This is a genomic window from Sphingobium sp. FW305-3-2-15-F-TSA7, assembly GCF_058787155.1.
Genome location: NZ_JBYSZM010000001.1, coordinates 200304 through 225471, shown reverse-complemented (window position 1 = coordinate 225471; position 25168 = coordinate 200304). Strand labels below are relative to the sequence as shown.

Genomic DNA, 25168 nt, shown 5'->3' with positions numbered 1-25168 from the left:
GTTTGGAGCGCGTGATTTGACGACCGAACTTGACCAGCCGGGGCCTGCCAGCGGCGCTTACAAGGCCTATGTGCTGTTCATCCTGATGCTGGTCTATGTCTTCAACCTGCTGGATCGGCAGATCCTCGCGATCCTGGCCGAAAGCATCAAGCATGATCTCGGCATCTCGGATTCCGAGATCGGCTTCCTGCTGGGAACCTCGTTCGCGGTATTCTACGCGGTGTTCGGCATCCCGCTGGGCAAAGCGGCAGACATTGTGAACCGAACCCGGCTGGTCAGCATCGGACTGGCCGCCTGGAGCGTGATGACCGCGCTTTCCGGCGCGGCGCGCAGCTTCGGCTTCCTGGCGTTGTGTCGCATGGGCGTGGGGGTTGGTGAGGCCAGCGCCTCGCCAGCGGTCTATTCGCTGCTGTGCGACTATTTCCCGAAGCATCAGCGCACCACGGCCATTGCCATCTACACCAGCGGGCTATTCATCGGCGCGGGCCTGGGCCTCACTTTGGGCGGCTGGGTCCTTTCCGCCTGGACTGCGGCCTATCCCGATCCCGCCCAGGCGCCGCTGCAGCTGAAGGCGTGGCAGGCGGCGTTCGTGATCGTCGGCTGCCCCGGGCTGCTGCTCGCCCTGTTCGTCGCGGCCCTTCGCGAGCCCGTCCGGGGCGCGCTGGACGGGCAAGCCATCGTGGCGGATCGCCGGCCGATGCGGACCATCGCGATCGAAACGCTCACGATGCTGCCGACCACCGGGGCACTGATACTCTACCGCGTGGCGGGCCGGCGGGCGCTCCTTGTCAATTTCGCCATCGCCCTGGCCGCCGCGCTCGTCGGCGCTCTGGTCGGGTGGCTGACCGGCGATCACCTGCAATGGGGCGTGCTGGCGTTCGGCGTCTACGCGGTCTGCACTTGGACGCAGAAATTCCGCGCGGTCGATCCCGACGGGTTCAGGGCGATCTTCGGTAACCGATCGCTGCTGCTCGGCTTTGGCGGCTTTGCCGGCTGCTGCTTCCTGACAATCGGCCCGCTGGCGTGGCTGGCGGTCTATTTCCAGCGCACATTGGGGGCGGCACCCGCCGATGTCGGGCTGATGCTTGGCCTCTCTTATGCGCTGGGCGGGTTCAGCGGCATCACGCTGGGCGCGCTGCTCACCGATCGGCTGATTCTGCGTCATGGCGAGCGGGTCAGGCTGGTCTTTTCGGCGGCGGCGATCACGTGTGGGTCCGCCGCGCTCATCGCCTGCCTACTGAGCGGCTCCACCGCCGCCGCCTATGCATGGACGGTGCCGTTCAACTTTTTCAGCGCGATGTGGCTGGCCCCGGCGGCGGCGAATGTCAGCAGCCAGGTGCCGCCCAATATCCGGGCGACCGCTTCGGCCGTCTATATCGTCACCCAGGTGTTCCTGGGCACCGCCATGGCCCCATTCTTCGTCGGCGCGCTCAGTGACCAACTGGTCGTCTGGGGCGTGGGCGCGGAGCAATCGGTGCAGCAGGCACTGCTCCTGTCGCAACTGGCCATCATCCCCGCCGTCATCTGCCTGGTCTGGGGATGGCGGCGGATGAAGGCCTGACAACCTTTTTCTTTCCCGTTTTTTCGAGATCAGCGAGGACCTATGGCAATTTGGATCAAACGCGGCGCGAGCGCCGAAGCGAAGGCGGAAACCAGCCGCCAGGTGCGCGACACGGTGGAGGAGATCCTGGCCGGGATCGAGGCGCGCGGCGATGATGCGGTGCGTGACTTGTCGATCCGCTTCGATGGCTGGGATCGCGACGATTATCAGCTGAGCCAGGCCGAGATTCAGGCGTGTATCGACACGCTTTCTCCCCAGGATCTGAAGGACATCGAATTCGCACAAGCGCAGGTGCGCAACTTCGCCCACATCCAGCGGGAAAGCATGCGGGATGTGGAGGTGGAGACGCTGCCTGGCGTGGTGCTCGGCCATCGCAACCTGCCGCTCAATGCCGCGGGCTGCTATGTGCCGGGTGGCAAATATCCGCTGCTCGCCTCCGCGCATATGTCGGTCATCACTGCCAAGGTTGCGGGCGTGCCGCGCGTGGTGACCTGCGCGCCGCCTTTTGGCGGCAAGCCCGCCCCCGCCATCGTCGCGGCGCAGGCCATGGCCGGCGCCGACGAGATCTATTGCCTGGGCGGCATCCAGGCGGTGGCGGCGATGGGGCTGGGCACGCAATCGATCGCGCCGGTCGATATCCTGGTCGGTCCCGGCAACGCCTATGTCGCCGAAGCCAAGCGCCAGCTTTACGGCCGGGTGGGCATTGATTTGTTCGCCGGCCCCACAGAGACGCTGGTGATCGCCGACGACGCGGGATGCGACGGCGAACTGGCGGCGACCGACCTGCTCGGCCAGGCCGAGCATGGCCCGGACAGCCCGGCGATCCTGCTGACCACGTCGGAGTCGTTGGCGCGTGACACGCTGGCGTGGATCGAACGCCTGCTGCTTGTGCTGCCCACCGCTGGCGTCGCCCGCCAGGCCTGGGAAGATTTCGGCGAGGTCATCCTGGCCGAGGACGATGCCGAGATGGTGCGCATCGCCGATGAGATCGCATCCGAGCATGTCCAGGTGATGACCGCGAAGCCGGATTATTTCCTCGAGAATATGACCAATTACGGCGCACTGTTCCTGGGCGCGCGCACCAATGTCAGTTTCGGGGACAAGGTGATCGGCACCAATCACACGCTCCCGACGAAAAAGGCGGCGCGCTATACCGGTGGCCTGTGGGTCGGCAAGTTCATCAAGACCTGCACCTATCAGCGGGTGCTGACGGACGAGGCCTCCGCGATGATCGGTGAATATTGCAGCCGGCTGTGCGCGCTGGAGGGCTTTGCGGGCCATGGCGAGCAGGCCAATATCCGGGTGCGCCGCCATGGCCATCGTGACGTGCCCTATGCCGGGCGTGCCGAGCCGGTCGCCGCCTGAGATGGCACTGCCGAAAACGCCGAGCTTTCGCCTGGACGGCCGCCGGGCGATAGTGACCGGCGCCGGGCGCGGCATCGGCGTCGCGCTTGCTGCAGCCCTTGCCGAGGCCGGCGCGCATGTCACGCTGGCGGCACGCTCAGCGGGCGAGATCGAAGGCGTGGCGCAGGCGATCCGGGATGCCGGCGGCCAAGCCGAAGCAGTGGTGCTCGACGTGTCGGATCTGGTCGCCGTCGGTGCCTTCTTCGCCAGTCACCAAGCTCATGACATCCTGGTCAACAATGCCGGGACGAACCGGCCGATGCCAATGGTCGATGTCGGCGAGGCCGATTACGACGCGGTGCTGGATCTCAACGTGAAATCGGTGTTCTTCGTCAGCCAGGCCTGTGCGCGGCGGATGATCGATGCTGGGATCGCGGGCAGCCTTATCCATATCGGCAGCCAGATGGGCCATGTCGGCGCGCCCAACCGCTCGCTCTACTGCGCGTCGAAATGGGCAATCGAGGGAATGAGCAAAGCCTTCGCGCTCGATCTCGCCCCGCACGGCATCCGATCCAACACGATCGCCCCCACCTTCATCGAAACGCCGATGACCCGGCCGTTCCTGGCGGACAGCGGTTTCAGGGCAAGTATCCTGCAGAAAATCAAAATGGGCCGGATCGGCCGGCCCGAGGACCTGATGGGCGCCGTGCTCTACCTGGCAAGCGACGCGTCCGCATTGGTGACGGGAAGCTCGCTGGTTGTTGATGGCGGGTGGACGGCTGAATAGGACGTTCATCACGCTGCGGCATCATTGAAGCAGCGCGCCCAACAGAAAGCGGCCAAACTACAGCTTGCCGGTCAGTTCCGGGACGATCCTGAACAGATCGCCGACCAGGCCGATGTCCGCGACCTGGAAGATGGGGGCGTCCTCGTCCTTGTTGATCGCGATGATCGTCTTGGAGTCCTTCATGCCGGCGAGGTGCTGGATCGCACCCGAAATGCCGATCGCGATATAGACTTCCGGTGCGACGATCTTGCCGGTCTGGCCGACCTGATAGTCGTTGGGGACATAGCCCGCATCGACCGCCGCGCGGCTTGCGCCGACGCCCGCGCCCAGCTTGTCGGCCAGGGGTTCGATGATGCTGTGGAAGTTCTCGCTGTTCTGCAGCGCACGGCCGCCCGAGACGATGATCTTCGCGCTGGTGAGCTCGGGGCGCTCGCTCTTGGCGATCTCGGCGCCGACGAAGCTCGACAGACCCGCATCGCCCTTCCCCGAGACTGCCTCGACCGAAGCCGAGCCGCCGTCCTTGGCGGCCTTCTCGAACGCGGTGCCGCGCACGGTGATCACCTTCTTCGCGTCGGACGACTGGACGGTCGCGATCGCCATCACCGAGTTGAAATTCCGCGCGGTCTTGCGGAAGATTGCGTTCCTCTCGGGCATTACCCAGCCCGCCCAGTTTGAAGAGTACCGCTCACTCTGGATGCATCAATGATTGCCCTTCGCCCGCAGGCAGCTAGGCTCTTCAAAGGACCGACATGCGGGGGCATGGGATATCGCCGGATCCGTAAGACGTCGTATCGAATAACCGGCCCGCAGGACATCGGTCGCTCATCTGGAGGGGGAAGATGGCGCAATCAGGGTCTCAAACATCAGGCGCCGGCTGTTTCGGCTGGCTGATCGCGGCGATCGTGGGTTTCGCCATAATAGGCCAATGCTCGTCGAAACAGTCGCCCCCGGGCCTTGATGCGGCAACGCCAGCGGGCGGTGCGCAGCGCTATGTTGATGCACGCTCGCTCAACTGCAGGTTAAGCGCCTCCTCGACAGCGACACCGCTCAAGGCATTGGCGCGCGGTACCTCAGTCACGGTACTGGAGGAAATGAACGACTGGTCGAAACTGGAAGGCTCGCCGCCCTGCTGGGTTTCGAGCGCGTTTCTTTCATCCTCGCCATCGACGGGCGGCACGGCCTCCATCGGCACCGCCGCCACGGCAGCTGCCACCGGCGCAAGCGCGGCGAACTATTTTGCATCACAGCCGCGGCGCACCAAAGCCACCCGGCCCGCCAGGGCGAAGAGCTGGAAGGCGAGATCATCCACAACACGAAAGTCGCGAAGCTATGGCAGTGGCGGTTGCCCTTGCAGCGGAAGCCGCGTCTGCATCGGTCCACGTGGCGGTCGCTATTGCATCACGAGCGGCGGCAACAAGCGCTATGGAGTCTAGCATGCCGGCATCCTCAGATGATCGAGCGCCGCCTCGTCGGACGGCTCGATGATCGCTGGACAGGAGCGCTGGCGCCACTGGCATCGACGAGATTAGACGCGAAAGCGAAGATGTCGGCTGGGAGGGCTGGCGGTTCGTCGAATGGATTTTTGTGTCGGCCAAGGTCGGGGAACAACAGGCGAAGGCTGCTCAGCAATGTCGCCATGCCCCTCCCTCTCCCGCGATTGTCCGATTGGTCGATATCGACTCATCCCTGAAATGGAGCCGGGGAACAGCATGAAATCTGGCAGTGGCGCCATTGCTATACCAGGATCCGATCCGGGATCCGCGGAGCAGAAGGCAGCACGCCCGCCGAGCCGACCAGCGGCACGACCGCGCGCGCGGCGAGCTCGTCGAGTCCTTCGGTGATCCAGCGCGAATAATGCCGCTCAATCATCGCGACCGACGTGTCGTGGAGGGCGGCGACGAGCCGGATCGGCAACCCGAACCGAAGCCCGCGAACGATCGACGAATGCCGGAGCGCATAGGGAATGGTGCTGGCGGGAACCTCGGCGGCGGCGCATGCCTGGTGCCATAGTCGCGTCATTTCGGAAGGGGTGCCCCAGGGACCGCGTTCGCTCCGCTCCCAGACCTGCGTCGGGTTCCGGCGGTCATCGGTCTTGACCTGGACATGGCGCCAACGCTCGAGCAGTGACGCGCCTGGCGACCGCCCCTCGATCGCAGGCGCGAGGACGCCAAGCGTATCGGCGCCGACCTGCACCCGGATATAGGCGGTCGCGTGCTTCTTGCCCTTGAACGATTCCGGCACCATCACCCGCCCCTGCCCGGCCTGGACGTCGCCGACGCACATGCGCCGGAGCTGCGCGAACCGCGCGCCCGTGGCCGCCAGCAACGTCACGAGCCGCCCGAAGTCCGCGTCGAGATCAAGCGCGGCGGCGACGATCCGGCGCACTTGCTCGTCGGAAAGGATCTGGTTGTCACGCGCCTTGGCCCGGGCGACCGCGGGCGCCTCGACGATGAGCCCGTGCCTGATCACGATCGGCAGGTCGCCGGGAAGCGCGCGGCGATGCTCGACCCAGGCGGCGTTGAGCGCGGCTTTCAGGTCATTGACGATCCGCTGGATGCTCGTTCGTTTTCGTAGGATTCGAAGCTGCCAGGCCTTGAGATCGGCTTCGGTGAGTCTGGCGAGCGGCAGGCGGGCAAGGTGGCCGTCCCGGAGGACGTGGCGCGTCAGCTTGTGCGAGGCGTCCGAGCGCACTTCGCGGCCGGCCTGCGAGGCGCGGCGGGCATCGCGCATCGTGATATAGGTATCGACGGCCTCGGCAACGGTGATGTCGGGATTGAGCGCGGTTTCGGGGCCGCTTTTTTGCTGGAGTTCGAACCAGTGCGTGGCTTTTTCCAGTGCCTGGCGCCAGTTGAGGATGGTGTCGCCATTGGCGTCGCCGAGATCGTCGGCGGCGCCGAGCGTGCGCTTGATGCCGTTGCCGTGTCCCGGCGGACGGTAACGCGCCATCCAGACGCCGAAGCGGGCGCCTTTGCGATAGCCGACATGATGGCCTTCGCAGATCGCGCGCCAATAGGGGCTGTGGCGCACCTTGAGGCGTGCGCGCGCACTTCTGTCCTGAAGCCGGAGGTCGGCTGAAACACGGGGCATGGGGGTTCCGGGGCCAAAACTTAGTCCATAGAAATAGCTGGACTTCGCCGGATTTGACAGGCTAATTTTTTCACTAACTGATTGATTTTACTGATATCCATGGACGTCCATGACCGTCTTTAGGGCTCCCTTTCACGGCTGAAACACGGGTTCGATTCCCGTAGGGGTCACCAACCTGATCCGGTTGGTCTTTCGGAAGGCAGGCGGCGCATGGCCCATATTCCACATCATAAGCCGGCCCTGCTGACGCGGCGGCGCGTCCCCCGCCACGGCGCGGGAAAGCCGTGACAGGGGTGTATCGCGACCGACCAGCCGTCAGGCGCGCAGGTCGAAGCGATCGGCGTTCATCACCTTCGTCCAGGCCGCGACGAAATCGGCGACGAAACTCCCGCCCGCGTCGCTCGCCGCATAGACTTCGGACAATGCCCGGAGCTGCGAGTTGGAGCCGAACACGAGATCGGTACGGGTGGCGGTCCATTTCTCCGCATCGGTCTTGCGGCAGGTGCCGACAAAGACCTCGTCGCCACGATCGCTGACTTCCTTCCAGGCCGTGCCCATGTCGAGCAGGTTGACGAAGAAGTCGTTGGTGAGCTGGCCGGGCCGATCGGTCAGCACGCCATGGCTCGAACCGCCATGATTGGCGCCGAGCACGCGCAGGCCGCCCACCAGCACCGTCATCTCCGGCGCGCTGAGGCCGAGCAGTTGCGCACGGTCGATCAGCAATTCCTCGGTCGGCACGCTGAAGCGCACCGATAGGTAATTGCGGAAACCATCGGCCCTGGGTTCCAGCGGTTCGAAGCTCTCGACATCGGTCTGGTCCTGCGTGGCATCGGCACGGCCAGGCGCGAACGGCACCGTCACGTCATGGCCCGCATCCCTCGCCGCCTTCTCGACAGCAGCCGTACCGCCGAGCACGATGAGGTCGGCCAGGCTGACCTTTCTACCGCCTTGCACCGTGGCGTCGAAATCACCCTTGATGGTTTCGAGCACTCCGAGCACGCGGGCAAGCTGGTCGGGCTGGTTGACCGCCCAGTCCTTTTGCGGCGCGAGGCGGACGCGCGCGCCATTCGCGCCGCCGCGCTTGTCCGAACCACGGAAGGTAGAGGCGGAGGCCCAGGCCGTCTGGACGAGGTCGGCGACGGTCAGGCCCGATGCGAGGATCCTGTTCTTGAGATCGGCGATCTCGGCATCGCCGATCAGCGCATGATCCACCGCCGGGATCGGATCCTGCCAGATCAAATCCTCGGCCGGCACCTCCGGCCCGAGATACCGGACCTTCGGCCCCATATCGCGATGCGTCAGCTTGAACCAGGCGCGCGCGAAGGCATCGGCGAACTGGTCGGGATTGGCGCGGAACCGTTCCGAGATCTCGCGATATTTCGGATCGACCTTGAACGCCATGTCGGCGGTAGTCATCATTGTCGGCACGCGCCGCTCGGGGCTGTGCGCGCCGGGCGCCAAATCCTCGGGCTTCTGGTCCCTGGGCTGCCATTGCCAGGCACCGGCCGGGCTTTTCACCAGATCATATTCATAGTCGAGCAGCATGCGGAAATAGTTCATCGACCATTGGATCGGCGTCGGCGTCCACGGCCCCTCCAGGCCGCTGGTGATGGTGTGATCGCCCACGCCGCTTTCATGACCGCTCTGCCAGCCAAGCCCCTGCTGCGCGATATCCGCGCCCTCGGGCTCGGCGCCCACCTTGGAGGCGTCGCCGGCGCCATGGCATTTGCCGAACGTGTGGCCGCCGGCAGTCAGCGCCAGCGTCTCCTCGTCATCCATCGCCATGCGCGCGAAGGTCTCGCGGATGTCGCGCGCCGACATCATCGGATCGGGCTTGCCGCCCGGCCCCTCGGGATTGACGTAGATCAGGCCCATCTGGATCGCGGCGAGCGGGTTTTCGAGCGCCCTGCCCGATGCCTCCTCGATCCGGGTGGCGCCCAGCCATTCCTCCTCGGTGCCCCAGTAAATGTCCTTTTCGGGCTCGAACACGTCCTCGCGCCCGCCGCCAAAGCCGAAGACCGGCCCGCCCATCGATTCGATCGCGACATTGCCCGCCAGGATCAGCAGATCGGCCCAGGAAAGCTTGCGGCCATATTTCTGCTTGATCGGCCAGAGCAGCCGGCGTGCCTTGTCGAGATTGGCGTTGTCGGGCCAGCTGTTGAGCGGCGCGAAGCGCTGCGAGCCCGAAGAGGCGCCGCCACGGCCGTCACCGGTGCGATAGGTGCCCGCGCTGTGCCAGGCCATCCGGATGAAGAAAGGTCCGTAATGGCCATAATCCGCCGGCCACCAGGGCTGGCTGTCGGTCATCAGCGCGTGAAGGTCCTTCTTCACCGTCGCATAATCGAGCGACTTGAACGCCTTCGCATAATCGAAGCCGTCGCCCATCGGATTGCCGGTCAGGCCGTTCTGATGGAGAATGTCGAGCGAGAGCTGGTTGGGCCACCAGTCCCGGTTGGTTCGGCCCAGCAGCGATCGCAGTGCCGCAGGCTCCTTGCCCGGATCGCTCAACGGGCTGCCGCTTGTCGTCGCATCCATGGATTTCCTCCTCTCCGATTCCCCGCCCGTCCAAGCTATTCTTATCATCCGCTTGCGGGAAACAATCTGCGTTCATCAGAGAGAGTTGCAAAATCGATCACAAGACCAGAATTGCACGACAGATTCGATTAAATCATCGCGCAACGCGCTGCCGCGCCCCGCAAGCCGCGGATAAGCGCATCAATCTCATTACATCGCATCCGATTTAATCGCGCTTGACTCTTATCCGCGACTCACATAGATAGATCGCATCCGCTTTAATCGGATACGATCTATCTATGTGAAGAAAGGAATGAACATGACTGCCAAGACCATCTATTCCGGAACCACCCACAATGTCGGCGGCGCCAATGGCTATACCCGCAGCGCCGACGGCTTCCTCGACCTGCAGCTGGCCGATCCGCACCCCGCCGCGGAAAACTTCTTCGGCGCCGCCTGGTCGGGCTGCTTCATCGGTGCGATCGGGCTTGCCGCCGCCCAGATGAAGGTCGCGCTGCCCGAGACCCCGACGATCGACGCGAAGATCGACCTGCTGATGGAAGGCACCGAATTCTTCCTGCGTGCCAAGCTCGACGTCACGGTCCCCGGCATCGACATCGAGCTGGCCCGGGATCTGGTCGATCTCGCGCACCAGATCTGCCCCTATTCGAAGGCGACCCGCGGCAACATCGAGGTCGAGGTGAATGTGCTTGAGCCGGCCTTCGCCTGACGTCGACCGCACGGACGGCGCCCGGCAATGGGCGTCGTTCGAGCCCTTCCGATTCAATCGGATGCGCTTTAGAGCGATTTGTAGTTCGATGGAATCATCGAACGACTCGAAAATCGCGACAAAACAAAAGCCTAAAGCATGCCATGATGCGCTTCCAGCGGATCATGGCATGCTTTAGATGGGCCTTTATTGACTGGAGCAGCACCGATGGCGCGCGATAAAAATCCACAGGAGTCCGCCAGGCTGGGCGATTTCCTCTGTTTTGCGGTGTATTCGGCCAACCTCGCCTTTGGGCGCGCCTATCGGCCGATCCTCGACAGGCTTGGCCTGACCTACACCCAATATGTGACGCTGGTCGCGCTGGGCGAGGAAGACAATCAGAGGGTCGGCGACTTGGGCGACAAGCTGTTCCTCGAATCCAACACGCTGACCCCCATCCTCAAGAAGCTGGAGCAGCTGGGCCTGGTCGACCGTCGACGCGATCCGTCCGACGAGCGCCAGGTCCGCGTCAACGTGACGCCCGCGGGCCGCAATCTGCAGCGACAGGTCGAAGACAGCGCATCCGAGCTGATCGAGGCAACGGGCCTGGGTGACGATTTCGCCAGGGTCCAGCAGACCGTCTCCAGGTTGCGCGACAATCTGCTGAGCTCGACCAAGCCATAAACCGGGGCCCGCACCAGGCTGAATGTCGGGGTCGGAGATTGCCATTTGCCCCCCGGGGAGCGGCAAGAGCTGGGTGCATATTGCTGGACGAGTGCCAGCGGGAAGCAGCATGTCCGGCCTTACGCGGATCGCGAAGATCGGTGGAAATCATGTCGAAATTTCCCGCATATCCCTGCAGTAGCGCAAAACCGCCAAAACTAGCAGCAACGCCGAATTTCCGTCGGCGCGAAATCATGCTCAATGCCACGCTGCGGCCTTGTCCTTGTCGCGGTGACGGATTCGGACCAATCCCCGATGAAAATTGGGGATGATCAGAATGGACGCTTTGCCCAACCAGCCGCGACACCGCCTGTGGCTGATCAGGAATATCTCGATGGCTGCGGCCATTGCGACCATGCTGGTGGCGTCAGTGCCGGCCACGGCGGAACCGTCGCCGGCCCCCTTCTCTCCCGAATATGACGCTTATGTCGAACAGATGCGCCGCGACTGGTCGATCCCCGGCGTCGCGATCGCCATCGTCCAGGACGACAAGATCACCACCCGCACCTACGGGCTGCGTCAATATGATCGCAAGGCGAAGATAACACCGGAAACGCTGTTCGGCATCGCTTCGGTCACCAAGACCTTCATCTCGGGCGCGCTTGCCAAGCTCGCCGGCGAAGGCCGGATCAGCCTCGACGATCCGGTGATCAAGCATCTGCCGCGCTTCAAGGTCGCCGATCCCTGGCTGAGCCGCACGATCACCATCCGCGACCTTCTGGCGCACCGCACCGGCCTGGCGTCCTATGGCGACTGGCCCGAGGAGATCGCGGGCATGACCGAGGCGCAGGTGGTCGAGCGCCTGGCATCGCTCGATCAGGCCGCTCCCTTTCGCGAACGGCCTTATTATAACAGCCTGACCTATGTCGTGGCCGCGCAGATCATCGAGAAGGTGACCGGAAAACCCTGGGGCCGCTATCTCGATGAGGAGATCTGGACCCCGGCCGGCATGAACGACAGCCATGCCCATGCCGACGATTTCATTCCGGCGGCCGATGTCCTGCCGACGGGCGATGGCTGGTCCGATGCGATCAAGCTCGGCCAGGATGCGGTTCCGCCGTCGATGGACGTGGCCAGTCCGCATGTGCAGTGGGAAAGCGCGATCGACCGTTCGCTTGCCTATAACAAATCGGACCTGACCGATCGTCTCGCCCATTTCCATCGCACCGCGATCGACCCCGGCCAGTCGGTCTTCTCATCGGTCAGCGACATGGCGCGCTGGGCAAGCCTGCTGATGAACATGGGCAAGGTCGGCGACCGACAGGTCATTCCCGTCGAGGGCGTGCGCGACATGCGGCGCGCGGCGATCATCCGCCGCGCCGACTATCCGGCCAATTGGGCAGAGGCTTTCAACGACGCCCGCAAGGGTCTCGAGCCCGTGATCTATGCCTCGGGATTGATGCTCTACAATTATGACGGGCGGACTTTGTTCGGTCATTCCGGCGACGAACTCGGCTATGCGACGCTGATGCTCGTCGATCCCGAGCGCAAGATCGCGGTGGTCGCGATGATCAACAATTTCGCGAGCAAGAACGGCGCAACCGAAACTTTGGTCGAACGCACGCTGGACGCACTGTATGGAAAGGAGGCGACCGACTGGTCGCAGCATGCGCTTTCCCGCGAACGCGAACGCCAGGCCGAGATCCAGCAGGACTTCGGCACGCTGCTGGCGGTCAAAGGTCCGGAAACCAAAGCGCTGAAATCATTCACCGGAACCTATGATCATCCGTTTTGCGGGAAGCTGACGGTGCGCGTCGAAAAGGGGAAACTCGTCGCCAGTACCGGGCCGACCTATGATGTCGAGCTCACACCGCTCGGCGACGGCACCTTCAAGGGCACGGTGCGCGGTCCTTCGGCAATCTATTTCCATGTCGGCTTCCTGCCCGGCGATGCCGGCAAGCCGGGCACGTTGACGATCACCCACCCTTACCTTCATCGCACGATCGTCTTCGAACAGACGCCACGCTGATCGCGCGCCCCCGAAAATCGGCTGTCGGCCGCTATTGATCTGGAATTCCGCAATGCACGGACATATCGCAGCCCGGCCGACCGCGACGAGGGCCATGCCGACCGGCATGGCCCTGTCGACGCCCGATCAACCTGCGACCATGGCCGGATGACACGCTGATGCGCCAGTCGCTCACCATCATGCATCGATATATCGGGCTGGCCATTGCCGGATTTCTGCTTGTCGCCACGCTCACCGGCTCGATCATCGTGTTCGAACGGGAATTGGACATGGCGCTCAATCCCGATCTCTTCCTGTCGCACTCGCCCGGCACGCGACCGATCGCGCTCGACCGGCTGGTTGCCGACATCGAACGCGATCAGCAGCTCCGCATAACGGCGGTGGAGCTTCCCGCCACAGCCAATGCGGCCACGATTTTCCGTGTGACGCCACGCATCGCGGACAGGCCGATCGATTACGACCAGATATTCGTCGATGCCGGAACGGGAGATGTTCTGGGCCGGCGACTATGGGGTGAATGCTGTTTCACCCGCCAGCAGATCGTCCCCTTCCTCGTCCACTTTCACTACAGCCTGTATCTGCCGGGCAATATCGGGCTCACATTGATGGGCGTGGTCGCCATATTCTGGTTTCTGGACAGTTTCACCGGCCTCGCCCTTGCCTGGCCGCGCGGTGGACGCGGATTTGCGGGCTGGAAGCTCATCATGTCGATCAAACGTGGCGCCAAGGGCTATCGGCGCCACCTCGATCTCCATCGCGCCGGCGGCGTCTGGCTCTGGCTGCTGCTGACGACCATCGCCTTCACTGCGGTCGCGGTCAGCTTTCGCGAAGAGATCGTCCAGCCACTGGTGACGCTCGTCTCTCCACCGTCGCCGAGCGTCTTCGATCAACCCGTTCCTTCACCGGGCCGGCGTGTCGACATCTCCTATCAGGACGCGATCGGCCGCGCCGAAGCATCCGCAGCGCACAGCATGCGGCATCCCCGTGCGGCCTATATCGCGCATTCGCCGGACCTGGCGATGTTCCGCATTGCCGTCGCGGAAGCCGGCGGAGATCCGAGAGACGGCCTGGGCCCATCATGGTTCCATGTCGACGATCGCGACGGCAGCATCCGGTCCACGGAGCTGATGGCCAAGGGAACGGCGGGCGACGTCTTCCTGCAAGCGCAATTGCCGACGCACACCGGACGTATCGGCCAATTGCCGGGCCGCATTCTCGCTTCGCTGCTGGGCCTTGCGATCGCCGCCCTCACGGTGACCGGCATCCTCATCTGGTGGAAGAAACGCGGTGGACGGCTGAAGCAGGCCACGCGTTCCTAAATCCGGCTCATTGCCAGGGCAATCGATCGAGATCGACATTGCCGCCGGTCAGAATGATCCCCACCCGCTTGCCACGAACTCCGCCCTTGCCTTCGAGCAGCGCAGCGACCGGCACGGCCGAGCTCGGTTCGATCACGATCTTCGCGACTTCCCAGACCAGCCGCATCGCTTCGACGATCGAAACCTCGCTCACCGTGACGAAATCGTCGAGCAACGCGCGCAGGATCGGCAAGCCGTTGTGACCGATCGTCGTGCGCAGCCCGTCGGCGATGGTGTTCGGCGGATCGCCGGCAGTCCATGTCCCGCTGCTCCACGAGCGCCAGGCATCGTCCGCCTGGGCGGGCTCGGTGGCGACGATGCGGATGCCGGGGCTGAGATGACGCGCGGCAACGGCGGTGCCGGACATCAGGCCGCCACCGCCGACCGGTGCCATCACGGCATCGAGATCCGGGGCCTGTTCGAGCAGTTCCACCACCGCGGTCCCCTGCCCGGCGATCACGAGCGGATCGTCATAGGGATGGACCAGGGTAGCGCCGGTCTCGGCCACGATCTTTGCGGCCGCAGCCTCGCGCGCGGCAATGGTCGGCTCGCACATCACGATCTGCCCACCCAGGCGGCGAACCGATTCGACCTTCGCCGTGGGCGCGTTGCTCGGCATCACGATGTCGGCGCGGATGCCGCGCGTCGCAGCGGCAAGCGAAAGCGCGGCGGCATGATTGCCCGACGAATGGGTGACGACGCCCAGGGCCGCGGCACTGTCCGACAGGGCCAGCACGGCATTGTGCGCCCCGCGCGCCTTGAACGCGCCGATGCGCTGGAAATTCTCGCATTTGAGGACAATGTCGGCGCCCAGCAACGCGTTCAGCCGGTGCGACCGCATGACGGGCGTGCGATGGACATGGGGTGCCACACGACCGACCGCCAATGCGATATCGTCGAAATTCACGGGCAAAGGCATTGCGATCTCCTCGAAAGCGGTCGGCGAACATGTCGTGCCGAAGCGCCGCATTTGCGTTGCTCGGCCGACCGTGTCGAGCCCTGCCTCACCCGAATTCGGAAGAATGACCGGATGACGCAACTCGGGTCAGAGCCACTGTTTCAGCAGCCACAGATCGACATTGCCGCCCGAAACGATGCAGACGACCTCGTCTCCCAACGTTCCGTGCTCGGCATGTGCCAGCAAACCGGCAAGCGCCGCGGCGCCCGCGGGCTCGGCCATCACTTTCGATCGCTGCATCAGGAACCGCATCGCCGACAGGATCGCATCGTCGGGCAGGACGATGATGTCCTCGAACCGGCGCTTGATCAGGTCCAGGCAGTGCGCACCGGCGCTGGGGGCCGCAAGGCCATCGGCAATGGTGGAAACCCGTTCGAGCTTCACGGCGTGCCCGCTGGAAAGACTTTGCGACATCGCGGATGCCCCCTCCGGCTCCACGCCGAACAGGCGCGCGGCCGATCCGGTCGCTTCGACCGCCTTGACGAGGCCGCCCGACATCCCGCCGCCGCCGATGCCGACAAAGATGTCGGTGGTCCCAGGCCGATCGTCGAGTATCTCCAGGCCCAGCGATGCATGGCCGGTCATCAGCGCGTCGTCGTCATAGGACGAGATGAATGTCAGCCCCCTCTCATCCGCAATCTGCGCGCAAAAGGCGGCTGCCTCGGGCGGCGTGCCGTGCAGCAGCACTTCGGCGCCATAACCGCGCGTTGCCTCCACCTTGGTCGGATTTGCCGCCGCCGCCATCACGACATAGGTTTTCACGCCAAGCTGCGCGCCGGCCCATGCCAGCCCCTGCGCCGCATTGCCCGCCGAGAAGGTGATGACGCCGCGCGCGCGCTGCTCTTGCGACAGGCTGCGCACCGCCCACAACATGCCGCGCGGCTTGTACGAGCCGGTCTTCTGAAGCAGTTCGAGCTTCAGCGAGACCGAGCGGCCGAGCATCTTCGACAGGGTCGCCGATTTCCACAAAGGCGTGCGGTGGAGATAGCCGTCGAGAAATGTGCGCGCGGCGTGAACATCGCCGACGGATCCGGAATCCTGCATCACCAAGCCACACTTTCGCCAAGGGCATGCCTGCCCGCCTCTTCCAGCAGGAAATTGGCGCAAACCAGATCCTGCGCCGGTATGCCGACCGACTTGTACGCGGTGACCTGGTCCATGCTTTGCCGCCCGTCCAGCGCTCCGGCCAGCACCGATCCGATCTCTCCGGCGATGTCGCTCTCCGCGATAAGGCCCAGCGCGATCGCTTCGTTGACGTCTCCGCCCAGCGCCATCGTGGCGGGAAGATAATCGACGAAGACGCGCGATCGGGCAATCACCGCCGGCGCAACCTCCACGGCATCGCGTGAGCTCGATCCGACGATGTTCACATGGCCACCCGGCGCGATCCAGTCGGCCTCGAGGATCGGGCTGCGCGCCGCGCTGACGGTGCAGATGATGTCGGCGCCGTCGACCGCGGCCTCGACGGTCGATATCGCTTCGACCGGCAGGCCGGTCCTTGCGGCCTGCGCGCTGGCAAAGGCCGCGGTCCGCTCGGACGATCTGCCCCATACCCGGATCCGGTGCACGGGCCGCACCTGGCGGATCGCGGCGATATGCCGCTCGGCCTGCGTGCCATAGCCGAGAATGGCGAGGTCGCCGGCATCCGGCCGGGCGAGCGCGCGCGTCGCGACCGCGCTGGCCGCCGCCGTGCGCGCGGCCGTCACTTCCGCCCCGTCGATCACCGCAACCGGCGCACCATGCCGCTTTTCGTAGAGAAGAATGAGCGACTGGTGCGAGGGCAAGCCAAGCACGTGATTTTCGGGATAGACCGCCGTCACCTTGGCGCCGAAACAGGCCGCATCGGGCAGCAGGCCCGGCATCAGGCCCAGCACCGCGTGCGGCATGGTCGGCAATGCCATCATCCAGCGGGCGGGTTGCACGGTATCGCCCCCCGACGTGGCGATCATCGCACGCTCGACTAGGGCTATGCAGTTCGCGTCGTCCAGCAGCGCGCGGACGACCCGGCCCGGGATCATGCGCAACGCGGGCACCGGTCCCGGATGATTGTCGGACGGGGTCATGAATATGCTCCGATCACCGCGCAGGAATGGGTTGCGGGCGATAGGCCGGATCCGCGAGGATCTCGGCATGATGGAAAGGAAGGCGATAGGGTTTCTTCGCCGCGTAGATATCGAGCTGATCGAAATAATAGGGCGAGGCGGGATCGCTCGACTGGCCATAGACCAGCATGCCCTCCGCCACCGGGCCGGCGGAATCGAAACCGAAGGCGGCGATATAGCTGGCGCCGTCGAACGGCTCATATCCCACGCCATCGACCGGTCTGGTCAGGTTGAGATTGAGGACGCCGTCATACCAGTCCCCGCCGGCGATGGGCACCAGCCGGCCGTTGATCGAGATTCGTTGCGCGTCCCGGATTGTCACGTCGGGTGCAAAGCCACGCGCGGCCAGTGCCGCAACGGCATCGCGCAGCGCCGTCAGCAATGCGGTGCGAACCGTGGCATTGGCGATATCGAGCGTGCGCGGCGTGCGCAGCGGATCCTGCGCGTCGAAGGGTATGGCGAAGACGTCGGGAATCAACCGGGCGCGGTTCCAGAACTCGCGGAACAGCAACGATCCGCCGCTGTCGAGATCGCTGTGCCGATCCCATCGCGCGACCGCGCGGCAGGCCGCGACGAGATCCGAGGGCGTATCCGCGCGCTTGCAGAGCGTCATGACGTCATCGGCAAGCAACTCACCGGAATAATTGCGGTTCGACAGCATCAGGTCGAGCCCGGTCGATCGCGTGAAGCGTGTGCCCGTCGCGAGCGCGGCGTCGACCGCCAGCAGAGCGTGGCGCGTGCGAAAGCGCTGCGGCACCGCCGTCGGCCCCAGGATCGGCGCCAATGCGCGGCGCTCGTCGTGCGCATTCACCAGCCAATAGCTGTCATTGCTGTTGAGAACATAATCCGGGCGGACGCTGGCGCGCATCTGGTCGGCCGGCAGGAATCCGGTCCAGTCGCACGACAGCCTGTCGCCGCGCAGGACATGAATGGTCGGCGCGAGCGCGGCCGCGCCGTCCGATGGTCGGCAGCGCGCGCTCATCTGCGCATCGACATTGGGAACGCGGCCGATATCGGCATAAAGCGCGTCACCGCCACGATCGGACGCGATCGTGTTGACCCAGGGAATGCCGCGCTTTTCCGCCAGGGCAGTGTTCACGTCCCGGACGGACTGGCTGGTCGCCAGCCGCAGCCAGGTCTCGATGAAATCGACATTGCCGCGATTGGCGTCGTGCACGGCATAGGCATGCTGGCCCGACCAGCCGAGCCCGATCTTGGCCGAAGCCACGACGGGACCGAATATCGATCGATAGGCGGTGAATTCGCGCACGGCGACGCTGTCATCAGCCCCGCGCACGGGCACCTCGATCCTCTGCGCCTTCAGCGCATATCGCCTGCCGTCGACACGATAGGCCAGCGGGTCACCGGGCTCGAGCGCCAGTTCGGACAAAGTGAAGCGCGCCGCGGTCGAGACGGTGTGCGTCCAGGCGACGTCGCGGTTGAAACCGATCGAGACGACGGGAAGCGGCGGCAGCATGACGCCCATGACGTCGATCTTGCCGGGGATCGTCAGATGCGCCTGGTAGAAGCGATTGATGCCGTTCCATGGGAAGTGCGGATTGGCGACGACCATGCCGCCGCCATCGGCCGTGGCCTCGCGCCCGAATGCCCAGCCGTTGCTGCCGAGCCCGAACGGCGCCGGCGCGGCCGACCCGGCGGTTGCGGAAGGGGTGGGCCCCTTGGTGCCCTCGGCGAAGCTTTCGGCGAGCGCCGCGCCGCTCGCCAGCAGCGCGGTGGCCTCGATCATGCGGCGCATGTCGCGCATCGTCATCGGGCGGACCCAGGCAGCGTTCGCGCAGGCGCCGCCGCGCGCCGACGGCGCTGTCGTCGCCAGATAATGATTATAGCCGCCCATGAAACCGCGCAGCAGGTCGGCGGCGCGCGGCGAAAGCGCGCGGTGCGCACGCGCGAGCGCGGCATCGTCCATGGCGATGCGGTGGAAGATGTCGCTCGTCAGATTGGCGACCGTCTCGACGCCGACAAGCGCCTTGCCCTCCGCTCCGAAATATCGCGAACGCTCGCCATTGACGGTGACGATCTGCTCGGCCAGCGCGCAGACATTGTCCGACGCATAGGCATAGGCAAGACCGAAGCCGAGATCGCGATAATTGCCGGCCGTGACGTGCGCGATGCCGTGCGACGTTCGAACGATCTCCACGTCCCGAGGGGCAGCCAGCGCCGTTTCGCCGCACAGCAGCGCAGCGACGGCCGCCAGGCACCGCAAATTCGACGCCATTTCGCTACCCCTTGATCGATCCTATGGTCCGCCGGAGCATAGGCCCCGGCGGAAGCGATTTCACAGCGAGAATGCGACGCTCGCGCGGTAGATGCGCGGGCTTGCCGGCCAGACCTCATAGAGGCTGTACGCGACCGAATAGATCTTCTCGTTCAGCAGATTGTCGATGTTGACGCGCAGCGCGATCGCATCGTTGATCTTGTATCCCAACATCGCATCGACCCGCCAATAGCTGGGTAGGGTGAAGGTCTCGTCGATATCGCCCTGCCGCTTGCCGACGAAGTTGACGGTGCCGCCGATCCGGAAGCCGGCCAGCGCACCATCGGTCACGTCATAGCTGCTGTTGAGCACGAACGTGTTCTTGGCGACACCGCGCAGGCGGAAACCGGTGCGGTCGACTTCGCCGGGCGCCTTCGTATCGTTCGTGGTCTTCGCGTCGGTATAGGCATAGCCGGCATAGATCGACCAGTTGGGCAGCAACTTGCCCTCGATCGACAGCTCGACACCCTTGGCGACCTGCTCGCCGATGGTGAGGAAGAAAGCCGGATTGTCGCGATCGGAAACCGCGACATTGCCGCGCGTCAGGTGGAAGGCCGCGGCGGTTGCGGTCAGTCGCCCGTCCATCAGGCTCGCCTTGACGCCCGCTTCATATTGCGTGCCGGTTTCGGGCGCGAGCGGCGTGCCGTCGACATTGTTCAGGAAGACCGGGACGAACGATGTCGATCGGCTGGCGAACAGCGAAAGATTGGGCACGGGATTGTACAGTATGCCGATCTGGCTGGTCCAGGAATCGGTCTTCACGTCGGTGACCGTCGCCACCCCGCCATTGCGCGCAAAACGCTGACGCTGATCGACCTTGGAATAGCGCAGGCCGCCGATGATATGCAGCGAATCGGTGATCCCGACCCTTTCCTGCAAGAACAGCCCGAGACGATCGACATCCCTGCTCGTCACGTTGGTGTAGAGCGGCACCTGCACGGCCGGTGCGACATCATAGCTATAGACGGGATTGTAGAGATCGAGGCTCGACACCAGGCCGACCTTGTCGACGCTCGACGACTTGTCGAAGCCATATTCGGCGCCGATCGTCAGTTGATGCTTGATCGATCCGGTATCGAAATTGAAGCTCAGATCGCCATGAAAATCATAGGTTTCCGCCGAGGATTCGGTATCGAGCAAGGCGCGGGTCAGCACGGAATCGACCGCGTCATTCTCCCAGCCGAGCACGCCGAATATCTCCTGATAATCCTCGGCGCGATCCGACCAGGATGCGCCCAGGCGCACAGCGATGTCGGCAGTCAGATTGCGTTCCAGACGGGCGTTGATCTCCCTGCTGCGGCGCATCGTGCCGTCAAAGCTTGGATCGGCGATATGGCGGTTGCGCGGCAGCGGACCGTTCGGATTGGGCAGCACGGTGCCTTCCGCCGGCACGCCGTTGAAGAATGCGCTCCACTTGTCGCGCGAATACAGCCCGTCGATGATGATCTTGGTGTCGTCATCGGGCCGGAAGGCGATCGACGGCGCGAAGAAGCGGTGATCCTTGTTCCAGAAATCGATGAAGGAATCGGCGTTCTCGTACGCACCGATCAGGCGTGCGGCGAGCGAACCATCGTCGGTCAGCGGCACCGAAAGATCCGCCGTACCGCGATAGAAGTTGAAACGACCCACTTCGCCGGTCGCCTGCAGCGCGAAGTCGCGCAGCGGTTCCTTGGTGACGACGTTGACCACGGCGCCAGGCTGCAACTGACCGTAGAGCACCGATGCCGGCCCCTTCAGAATCTCGACCCGCTCGACGTTCACGGCGTCGCGTGCATGATTCATGCGATCGGTGCGAATGCCGTTGATGGTGCGATCGGCCTCGAAGCCGCGCATCAGATAGCGGTCGCCGAATGCATCGAGCTCCGAACCGTTGGTCGTCGCCCCCGGCGCCAGGCGGAGGACGTCGCCCAGCCTGGTCGCGCCGGTCCGCTCGATCAATTCCTGGTCGAACACATTGACGGTCTGCGGGACGTCGAGCGTGGTCTTCGCGGCCTTGCCGAACACGACGATCTCGGTTCCGGTCTCGGTTTCGGGCGCTTCATCCTGCGTCTGCGCGATCGCCGGTGCGCTTGCGAGCGCCAGGATCAGAGCGAGCGGGCGAAGCCCCCTTGTGTCGAAACGGTGCCCGGACTGAAACATCATCATCATTCCCCCTGTAGGTTTGTTTTTGTGAATGTCGTTGAGCACGAGATTGAACAGGTGTGGCCGGGCATTCAATTTCGCGACTTTCCGTGAATTATCGCTCCGGCCCCGCCGAACGCGCGAAAAATTACGTGATCTGGATTAAGCTTGCCGGGGCAGACACCTGCCGGTCTATTTCGCCTGCCCACCCGGAGGCGCTCGCACGAAGCGCAGGCTGATTTCCGGAATCTCGGTATATTGGAGCGACAGCGCGGTCGGCTGCCGCCGCTCGTCCATGTCGAACTGCAGGAATGCGGCCAGCCGCAGCGGGCTGACGACGACGCCGCGGAAACTGTCCTTGCCCCAATGGGTGAGTTCGATCTCGTAACTCGGCCCGGTGGTCGCGAACAGGCGATCACCACGGCGGACAATGTCGATATTGCCGGCGAACGCATCGTTATAGCGCCCGACATAGCGCGCCAGCGGTGCCGAAAGCGGCGCGCCCTTGGGACGCTCGGCATCCATCGCCGCGAACATCTGCTGATATTCGCGATGATCCTCCCGGCCTTTGTCGAGCAGCTGCGTGGACCAGTCGGTGGGTGGCAGGCCGTAAAGATCGTCGAGCAGATATTGCACGATCGCGTCGTTCGCGACGAAGGTGCGCGTCAGATTGTTGAAGAGCACGACGATCGCCACCTTCGCTTCCGGATCGACGACCATCTGCGATCCGAAGCCGAGTTCGCCGCCGCTATGCCCGAACAGCATGCGCCCGCGATAACGATACATCTCCATGCCCAGCCCATAACCGATCTGCCGGAATTTCGGCCTTTCGCCATTGACCAGCCAGTCGCCATTGCCGCTGATGCCGTTGAGCTGTCGCAGCGCCCGGATCGCCTTGGCGGAAAGCACCGGGCCGTCCTCCGCCCGCATCAGCAATTGCGCCCAGCGTGCCATATCCTGCACCGACGAAAAGACCGACTGGGCGGGGTCGATCGCCGTGTGATGGAAATGCGCGGTCCGGTTGGCCAGTTCGCGCGCATCATAGACGATCTCGCTTTTGTAATAGGCTTCCCACTGGACATGGGGCGACGCGACGTCGACCTTCGAAGAAACGGCGTCCTGCCCGCTCGGGACCGTATCCGACCAGCCATCGCCCGACGGCAATATGTTGCGCGCCGGCACGAAATCATCGGCATGCGCATAGGTGCTGGTCATGCCCAGCGGACGCCAGATCTGTTCGGTCAGATATCGGCCCCAGGGCAAACCGGTCTTGCGCTCGATAATCTGCGCCAGGACGACGAAGCCGTAATTATTATATTCCGGCTTCGCACGGAACGGCGTCGACTGGCCGGCATGCGCCAGCCGCACGACGAGATCCGCCTCGCTCAACCCCGGTATCTCCTCCAGCCAGTCGCCACGGGCATCGATGCCGCTGCGATGGCTGAGCAGGTCGCGGATGGTCACATACGCGCTGACATAGGGATCGGCAGTGCGGAATTCGGGAAGGTGCCGGACGACCGGATCGTCCCAGTCGAGCTTGCCCGCATCGACGAGCCTGGCGATGCCGGCTGCGACGAAGGTCTTCGTGATCGATGCGATGCCGAACATCGTCGCCGGCGTGATCGGCTGCGGCCGGTTCCATTGGCGCTTGCCATAAGTGCGGATGATGGGCGGTCCATCCTCCGGCACGATCGCGATCGCGGCGCCGGGAATCGACCATTGCTCGCGCATCTTTTCCACATAGGCATCCAGTCCGGGCGGCAGCGGGCGGGCCGTCTCGGCATAGGCCGGCATCGCCAGGCAGCCACAAAGAATGGAGAGGAACAGCGCCTTGATCATCATTTGTCTCCTGCGCCAGATCCCGGCGCCCCCGGGCATCAAGCGCCGCGACCAGGATCGATCAAGCGCAAGGCTTTGCGCGCTTTGCAGCGATCGACGCGCAATATCGATTAATTTCCGGTCGCAATTGTTCTTCACAACCGCCGCCCAAGCGCAGATTACCAGGGTCCAGACCCAACATCAGTTGCGGCGGCCGTCGATCGAACGGGATCGCGCGCACCGACCAGATTGTCCATGAGGTGCGACGATGCCCACACACCCGGATCCAGTGAATGCGCGCGAGCGGCGCTGGCTCGGTCATCCCAGAGGCGTGTTCCTGGTCGCCTTCACCGAACTTTGGGAACGGTTCAGCTTCTACGGCGTCACCAGCCTGTTCGTGCTGTTCCTCGCGGGCAACAGCGCGGCCGGCGGCTGGGGCTGGCCCCAGGAGTCCGCGCTGTTGTTCAACGGCTGGTATATGGGCGGGCTGATGATGGCGCCTTTGCTCGGCGGCTGGCTCTCGACGCGCTACATATCTGAACGGACATGCATCGCATGGGGTGCGGCGTTCATCATGGCCGGCCATATCCTCTTTTTCGCGGGGCATTATGCGCCGGCGGCGATGGCGCATTTCGCGGGCGTCGACGCCCCGCAAATCCTGTCGACGCCAGGGCTGGAACTCGGTGCAGTGTCGCCCGATGCCCGGCAGGTCACCCTGCTTTCGCAAGCACTCGCCCAGTCGGCGCCGTCGGCGGGCGCACCCGCGATCGAAACGGTGATCTGGGCCTATCGCGCCAATGCGCTGTTCTTCTACGCGGCGATCGCTTTCCTCTTCGTCGGCACCGCGCTCATCAAGCCGACGGTCTCGTCGATCGTCGCGCGCTTCTACCGCGCAGAGGATCCACGGCGCAGCGAGGGTTTCCAACTGCTGTTCTTCGGCCTCTATCTGGGGTGCACGCTGGGCATCACCCTGCCCGGCCTGCTCGGCGAACGGCTCGGCTGGCATTTCGGCTTCAGTGTCGCCGGCCTCGGCATGGCGATCGGCCTGACCGTCTATCTTGCCTTTCAAAAACGCTTGCTCGGCGATGTCGGCAGCACCGTCCTGCGCGCGAACGGGGACGAGCCCGCGATCGACCGGCTGGTGATCCGCGACCGGTTTCGCGCCTATCTGGTCCACGGCATCTTCACGATCATCTACATGGCGATCTTCTATCAGGTGATCGGCCTGCTCAGCCTGTTCATCCGCGACACCGTCGACCGCGACGTCCTCGGCTTCGCGGTCCCGACAACTTGGGTCCAGAATGTCAGCGTGATCCTCTTCCTGATCTGGACGCCCTGCATCGGCTGGCTGACGCGCCGGCTGGCACGCACATCGATCCATTTCAGCGCAACCATGAAAAGCGTGGCCGCGCTGATCATACTCGCCACCGGGTTCGGCATCCTCGCCGTCGCCGTTCAGGATCCCCGCCCGACATTGCTCTGGTTCGTCGTCGCGTACAGCCTGTTCGGTCTCGGCGACGCGCTGCTGGGTCCGGCACAGGTCGCGCTCGCCACACGGCTGGCGCCGTCGCACCGCAACGCTCTCTATGTCAGCGGCTGGTTCGTTTTTGTCGGACTGGGCGCACTCGCATCGGGCTATATCGGCGCGGGCACCAGCCATTTGCCCTTGAGCGCGGTGCTTTCGGTGCTGGCGATCGTCGCGCTGGCCGCCGGGCTGGCCTATGCCGGCCTATCCGGCTGGATCGCGCGCCGGAGCCATGGCGCGGACGCATTACCGGCCGCTTCGCCAGCACGCTGAACCGTCTAGGGTCGATTCATCGGTTGACGTGGTGGTAAACCCCG

Annotated in this window: 17 protein-coding genes and 1 pseudogene; 9 read left to right on the top strand and 9 right to left on the bottom strand. The window is 64.4% G+C overall.

The window, feature by feature from the left end:
• Window positions 1-16: 16 nt before the first annotated feature.
• The 3 genes from AC3WN8_RS01030 to AC3WN8_RS01020 are packed head-to-tail and all read left to right on the top strand — an operon-like array spanning window position 17 to window position 3692.
• Window positions 17-1561, top strand: coding sequence for an MFS transporter (locus AC3WN8_RS01030; RefSeq protein ID WP_492667500.1), 1545 nt, complete (start codon window positions 17-19; stop codon window positions 1559-1561).
• 42 nt (window positions 1562-1603) lie between these two features.
• On the top strand, window positions 1604-2926 hold the full coding sequence (hisD, locus tag AC3WN8_RS01025) for a histidinol dehydrogenase (protein WP_492667499.1): 1323 nt from the start codon (window positions 1604-1606) through the stop codon (window positions 2924-2926).
• Window position 2927: 1 nt separating this feature from the next.
• Window positions 2928-3692: an SDR family NAD(P)-dependent oxidoreductase gene (locus AC3WN8_RS01020; protein ID WP_492667498.1), complete on the top strand. Its 765-nt coding sequence runs from the start codon at window positions 2928-2930 to the stop codon at window positions 3690-3692.
• A gap of 57 nt (window positions 3693-3749) precedes the next feature.
• Here the strand turns inward: AC3WN8_RS01020 and AC3WN8_RS01015 are convergent.
• Window positions 3750-4289, bottom strand: a pseudogene (locus AC3WN8_RS01015) (electron transfer flavoprotein subunit alpha/FixB family protein); the annotation flags it as partial.
• Between the two features lie 242 nt (window positions 4290-4531).
• Between AC3WN8_RS01015 and AC3WN8_RS01010 the strand changes: the two are divergent.
• Window positions 4532-5125 (top strand): SH3 domain-containing protein, encoded by a 594-nt coding sequence (locus AC3WN8_RS01010; RefSeq protein ID WP_492667497.1) that lies wholly within the window; start codon window positions 4532-4534, stop codon window positions 5123-5125.
• Window positions 5126-5426: 301 nt separating this feature from the next.
• On the opposite strand, the gene AC3WN8_RS01005 is transcribed toward AC3WN8_RS01010, so the two are convergent.
• Together AC3WN8_RS01005 and katG are read right to left on the bottom strand one after the other, a co-directional pair.
• Complete coding sequence (locus AC3WN8_RS01005) at window positions 5427-6779, bottom strand: tyrosine-type recombinase/integrase (RefSeq protein ID WP_492667496.1); 1353 nt, start codon at window positions 6777-6779, stop codon at window positions 5427-5429.
• Window positions 6780-7094: 315 nt separating this feature from the next.
• On the bottom strand, window positions 7095-9314 hold the full coding sequence (gene katG / locus AC3WN8_RS01000) for a catalase/peroxidase HPI (RefSeq protein ID WP_492667495.1): 2220 nt from the start codon (window positions 9312-9314) through the stop codon (window positions 7095-7097).
• Between the two features lie 298 nt (window positions 9315-9612).
• Between katG and AC3WN8_RS00995 the strand changes: the two genes are divergently transcribed.
• The 4 genes from AC3WN8_RS00995 (at window position 9613) to AC3WN8_RS00980 (ending at window position 14013) form a co-directional block, all read left to right on the top strand.
• Window positions 9613-10023 carry an Ohr family peroxiredoxin gene (locus AC3WN8_RS00995; protein ID WP_492667494.1) on the top strand — a complete coding sequence of 137 codons (411 nt, stop codon included), beginning with the start codon at window positions 9613-9615 and terminating at the stop codon, window positions 10021-10023.
• A gap of 207 nt (window positions 10024-10230) precedes the next feature.
• Window positions 10231-10686 (top strand): MarR family winged helix-turn-helix transcriptional regulator, encoded by a 456-nt coding sequence (locus AC3WN8_RS00990; protein ID WP_492667493.1) that lies wholly within the window; start codon window positions 10231-10233, stop codon window positions 10684-10686.
• A 373-nt stretch (window positions 10687-11059) separates the two neighbouring features.
• The gene (locus AC3WN8_RS00985) at window positions 11060-12694 is read left to right on the top strand and encodes a serine hydrolase (protein WP_492667492.1); all 1635 of its coding nucleotides are present in this window, start codon (window positions 11060-11062) and stop codon (window positions 12692-12694) included.
• 158 nt (window positions 12695-12852) lie between these two features.
• Window positions 12853-14013, top strand: coding sequence for a PepSY-associated TM helix domain-containing protein (locus tag AC3WN8_RS00980; RefSeq protein ID WP_492667491.1), 1161 nt, complete (start codon window positions 12853-12855; stop codon window positions 14011-14013).
• 7 nt (window positions 14014-14020) lie between these two features.
• Here the strand turns inward: AC3WN8_RS00980 and AC3WN8_RS00975 are convergent, their stop codons facing one another.
• From AC3WN8_RS00975 to AC3WN8_RS00950, 6 genes are all read right to left on the bottom strand, one after another.
• Entirely contained in the window at window positions 14021-14971 is a 951-nt protein-coding gene (locus tag AC3WN8_RS00975) for a threonine ammonia-lyase (protein ID WP_492667490.1), read from the bottom strand.
• A 126-nt stretch (window positions 14972-15097) separates the two neighbouring features.
• On the bottom strand, window positions 15098-16054 hold the full coding sequence (locus AC3WN8_RS00970) for a threonine ammonia-lyase (protein WP_492667489.1): 957 nt from the start codon (window positions 16052-16054) through the stop codon (window positions 15098-15100).
• On the bottom strand, window positions 16054-17073 hold the full coding sequence (locus tag AC3WN8_RS00965; protein WP_492667488.1) for an ornithine cyclodeaminase family protein: 1020 nt from the start codon (window positions 17071-17073) through the stop codon (window positions 16054-16056). The genes AC3WN8_RS00970 and AC3WN8_RS00965 overlap by 1 nt, the downstream gene beginning before the upstream one ends.
• Before the next feature lie 13 nt (window positions 17074-17086).
• Entirely contained in the window at window positions 17087-19348 is a 2262-nt protein-coding gene (locus AC3WN8_RS00960) for a penicillin acylase family protein (RefSeq protein ID WP_492667487.1), read from the bottom strand.
• Window positions 19349-19408: 60 nt separating this feature from the next.
• On the bottom strand, window positions 19409-21529 hold the full coding sequence (locus AC3WN8_RS00955) for a TonB-dependent siderophore receptor (protein ID WP_492667486.1): 2121 nt from the start codon (window positions 21527-21529) through the stop codon (window positions 19409-19411).
• Between the two features lie 171 nt (window positions 21530-21700).
• Window positions 21701-23347: a serine hydrolase gene (locus AC3WN8_RS00950; RefSeq protein ID WP_492667485.1), complete on the bottom strand. Its 1647-nt coding sequence runs from the start codon at window positions 23345-23347 to the stop codon at window positions 21701-21703.
• A 247-nt stretch (window positions 23348-23594) separates the two neighbouring features.
• Here AC3WN8_RS00950 and AC3WN8_RS00945 point away from each other — a divergent pair, with 247 nt between their 5' ends.
• The gene (locus tag AC3WN8_RS00945; RefSeq protein WP_492667484.1) at window positions 23595-25124 is read left to right on the top strand and encodes a peptide MFS transporter; all 1530 of its coding nucleotides are present in this window, start codon (window positions 23595-23597) and stop codon (window positions 25122-25124) included.
• Window positions 25125-25168 lie beyond the last annotated feature (44 nt).

What these genes read in the sequence shown, in the direction of transcription:
- hisD (WP_492667499.1), top strand. Translation starts at nt 1,604, where the DNA reads ATGGCAATTTGGATCAAACGCGGCGCGAGCGCCGAAGCGAAGGCGGAA.
- AC3WN8_RS01020 (WP_492667498.1), top strand. Translation starts at nt 2,928, where the DNA reads ATGGCACTGCCGAAAACGCCGAGCTTTCGCCTGGACGGCCGCCGGGCG.
- AC3WN8_RS01010 (WP_492667497.1), top strand. Translation starts at nt 4,532, where the DNA reads ATGGCGCAATCAGGGTCTCAAACATCAGGCGCCGGCTGTTTCGGCTGG.
- AC3WN8_RS01005 (WP_492667496.1), bottom strand. Translation starts at nt 6,779, where the DNA reads ATGCCCCGTGTTTCAGCCGACCTCCGGCTTCAGGACAGAAGTGCGCGC.
- katG (WP_492667495.1), bottom strand. Translation starts at nt 9,314, where the DNA reads ATGGATGCGACGACAAGCGGCAGCCCGTTGAGCGATCCGGGCAAGGAG.
- AC3WN8_RS00995 (WP_492667494.1), top strand. Translation starts at nt 9,613, where the DNA reads ATGACTGCCAAGACCATCTATTCCGGAACCACCCACAATGTCGGCGGC.
- AC3WN8_RS00990 (WP_492667493.1), top strand. Translation starts at nt 10,231, where the DNA reads ATGGCGCGCGATAAAAATCCACAGGAGTCCGCCAGGCTGGGCGATTTC.
- AC3WN8_RS00985 (WP_492667492.1), top strand. Translation starts at nt 11,060, where the DNA reads ATGGCTGCGGCCATTGCGACCATGCTGGTGGCGTCAGTGCCGGCCACG.
- AC3WN8_RS00980 (WP_492667491.1), top strand. Translation starts at nt 12,853, where the DNA reads ATGCGCCAGTCGCTCACCATCATGCATCGATATATCGGGCTGGCCATT.
- AC3WN8_RS00975 (WP_492667490.1), bottom strand. Translation starts at nt 14,971, where the DNA reads ATGCCTTTGCCCGTGAATTTCGACGATATCGCATTGGCGGTCGGTCGT.
- AC3WN8_RS00970 (WP_492667489.1), bottom strand. Translation starts at nt 16,054, where the DNA reads ATGCAGGATTCCGGATCCGTCGGCGATGTTCACGCCGCGCGCACATTT.
- AC3WN8_RS00965 (WP_492667488.1), bottom strand. Translation starts at nt 17,073, where the DNA reads ATGACCCCGTCCGACAATCATCCGGGACCGGTGCCCGCGTTGCGCATG.
- AC3WN8_RS00960 (WP_492667487.1), bottom strand. Translation starts at nt 19,348, where the DNA reads ATGGCGTCGAATTTGCGGTGCCTGGCGGCCGTCGCTGCGCTGCTGTGC.
- AC3WN8_RS00955 (WP_492667486.1), bottom strand. Translation starts at nt 21,529, where the DNA reads ATGATGTTTCAGTCCGGGCACCGTTTCGACACAAGGGGGCTTCGCCCG.
- AC3WN8_RS00950 (WP_492667485.1), bottom strand. Translation starts at nt 23,347, where the DNA reads ATGATCAAGGCGCTGTTCCTCTCCATTCTTTGTGGCTGCCTGGCGATG.
- AC3WN8_RS00945 (WP_492667484.1), top strand. Translation starts at nt 23,595, where the DNA reads ATGCCCACACACCCGGATCCAGTGAATGCGCGCGAGCGGCGCTGGCTC.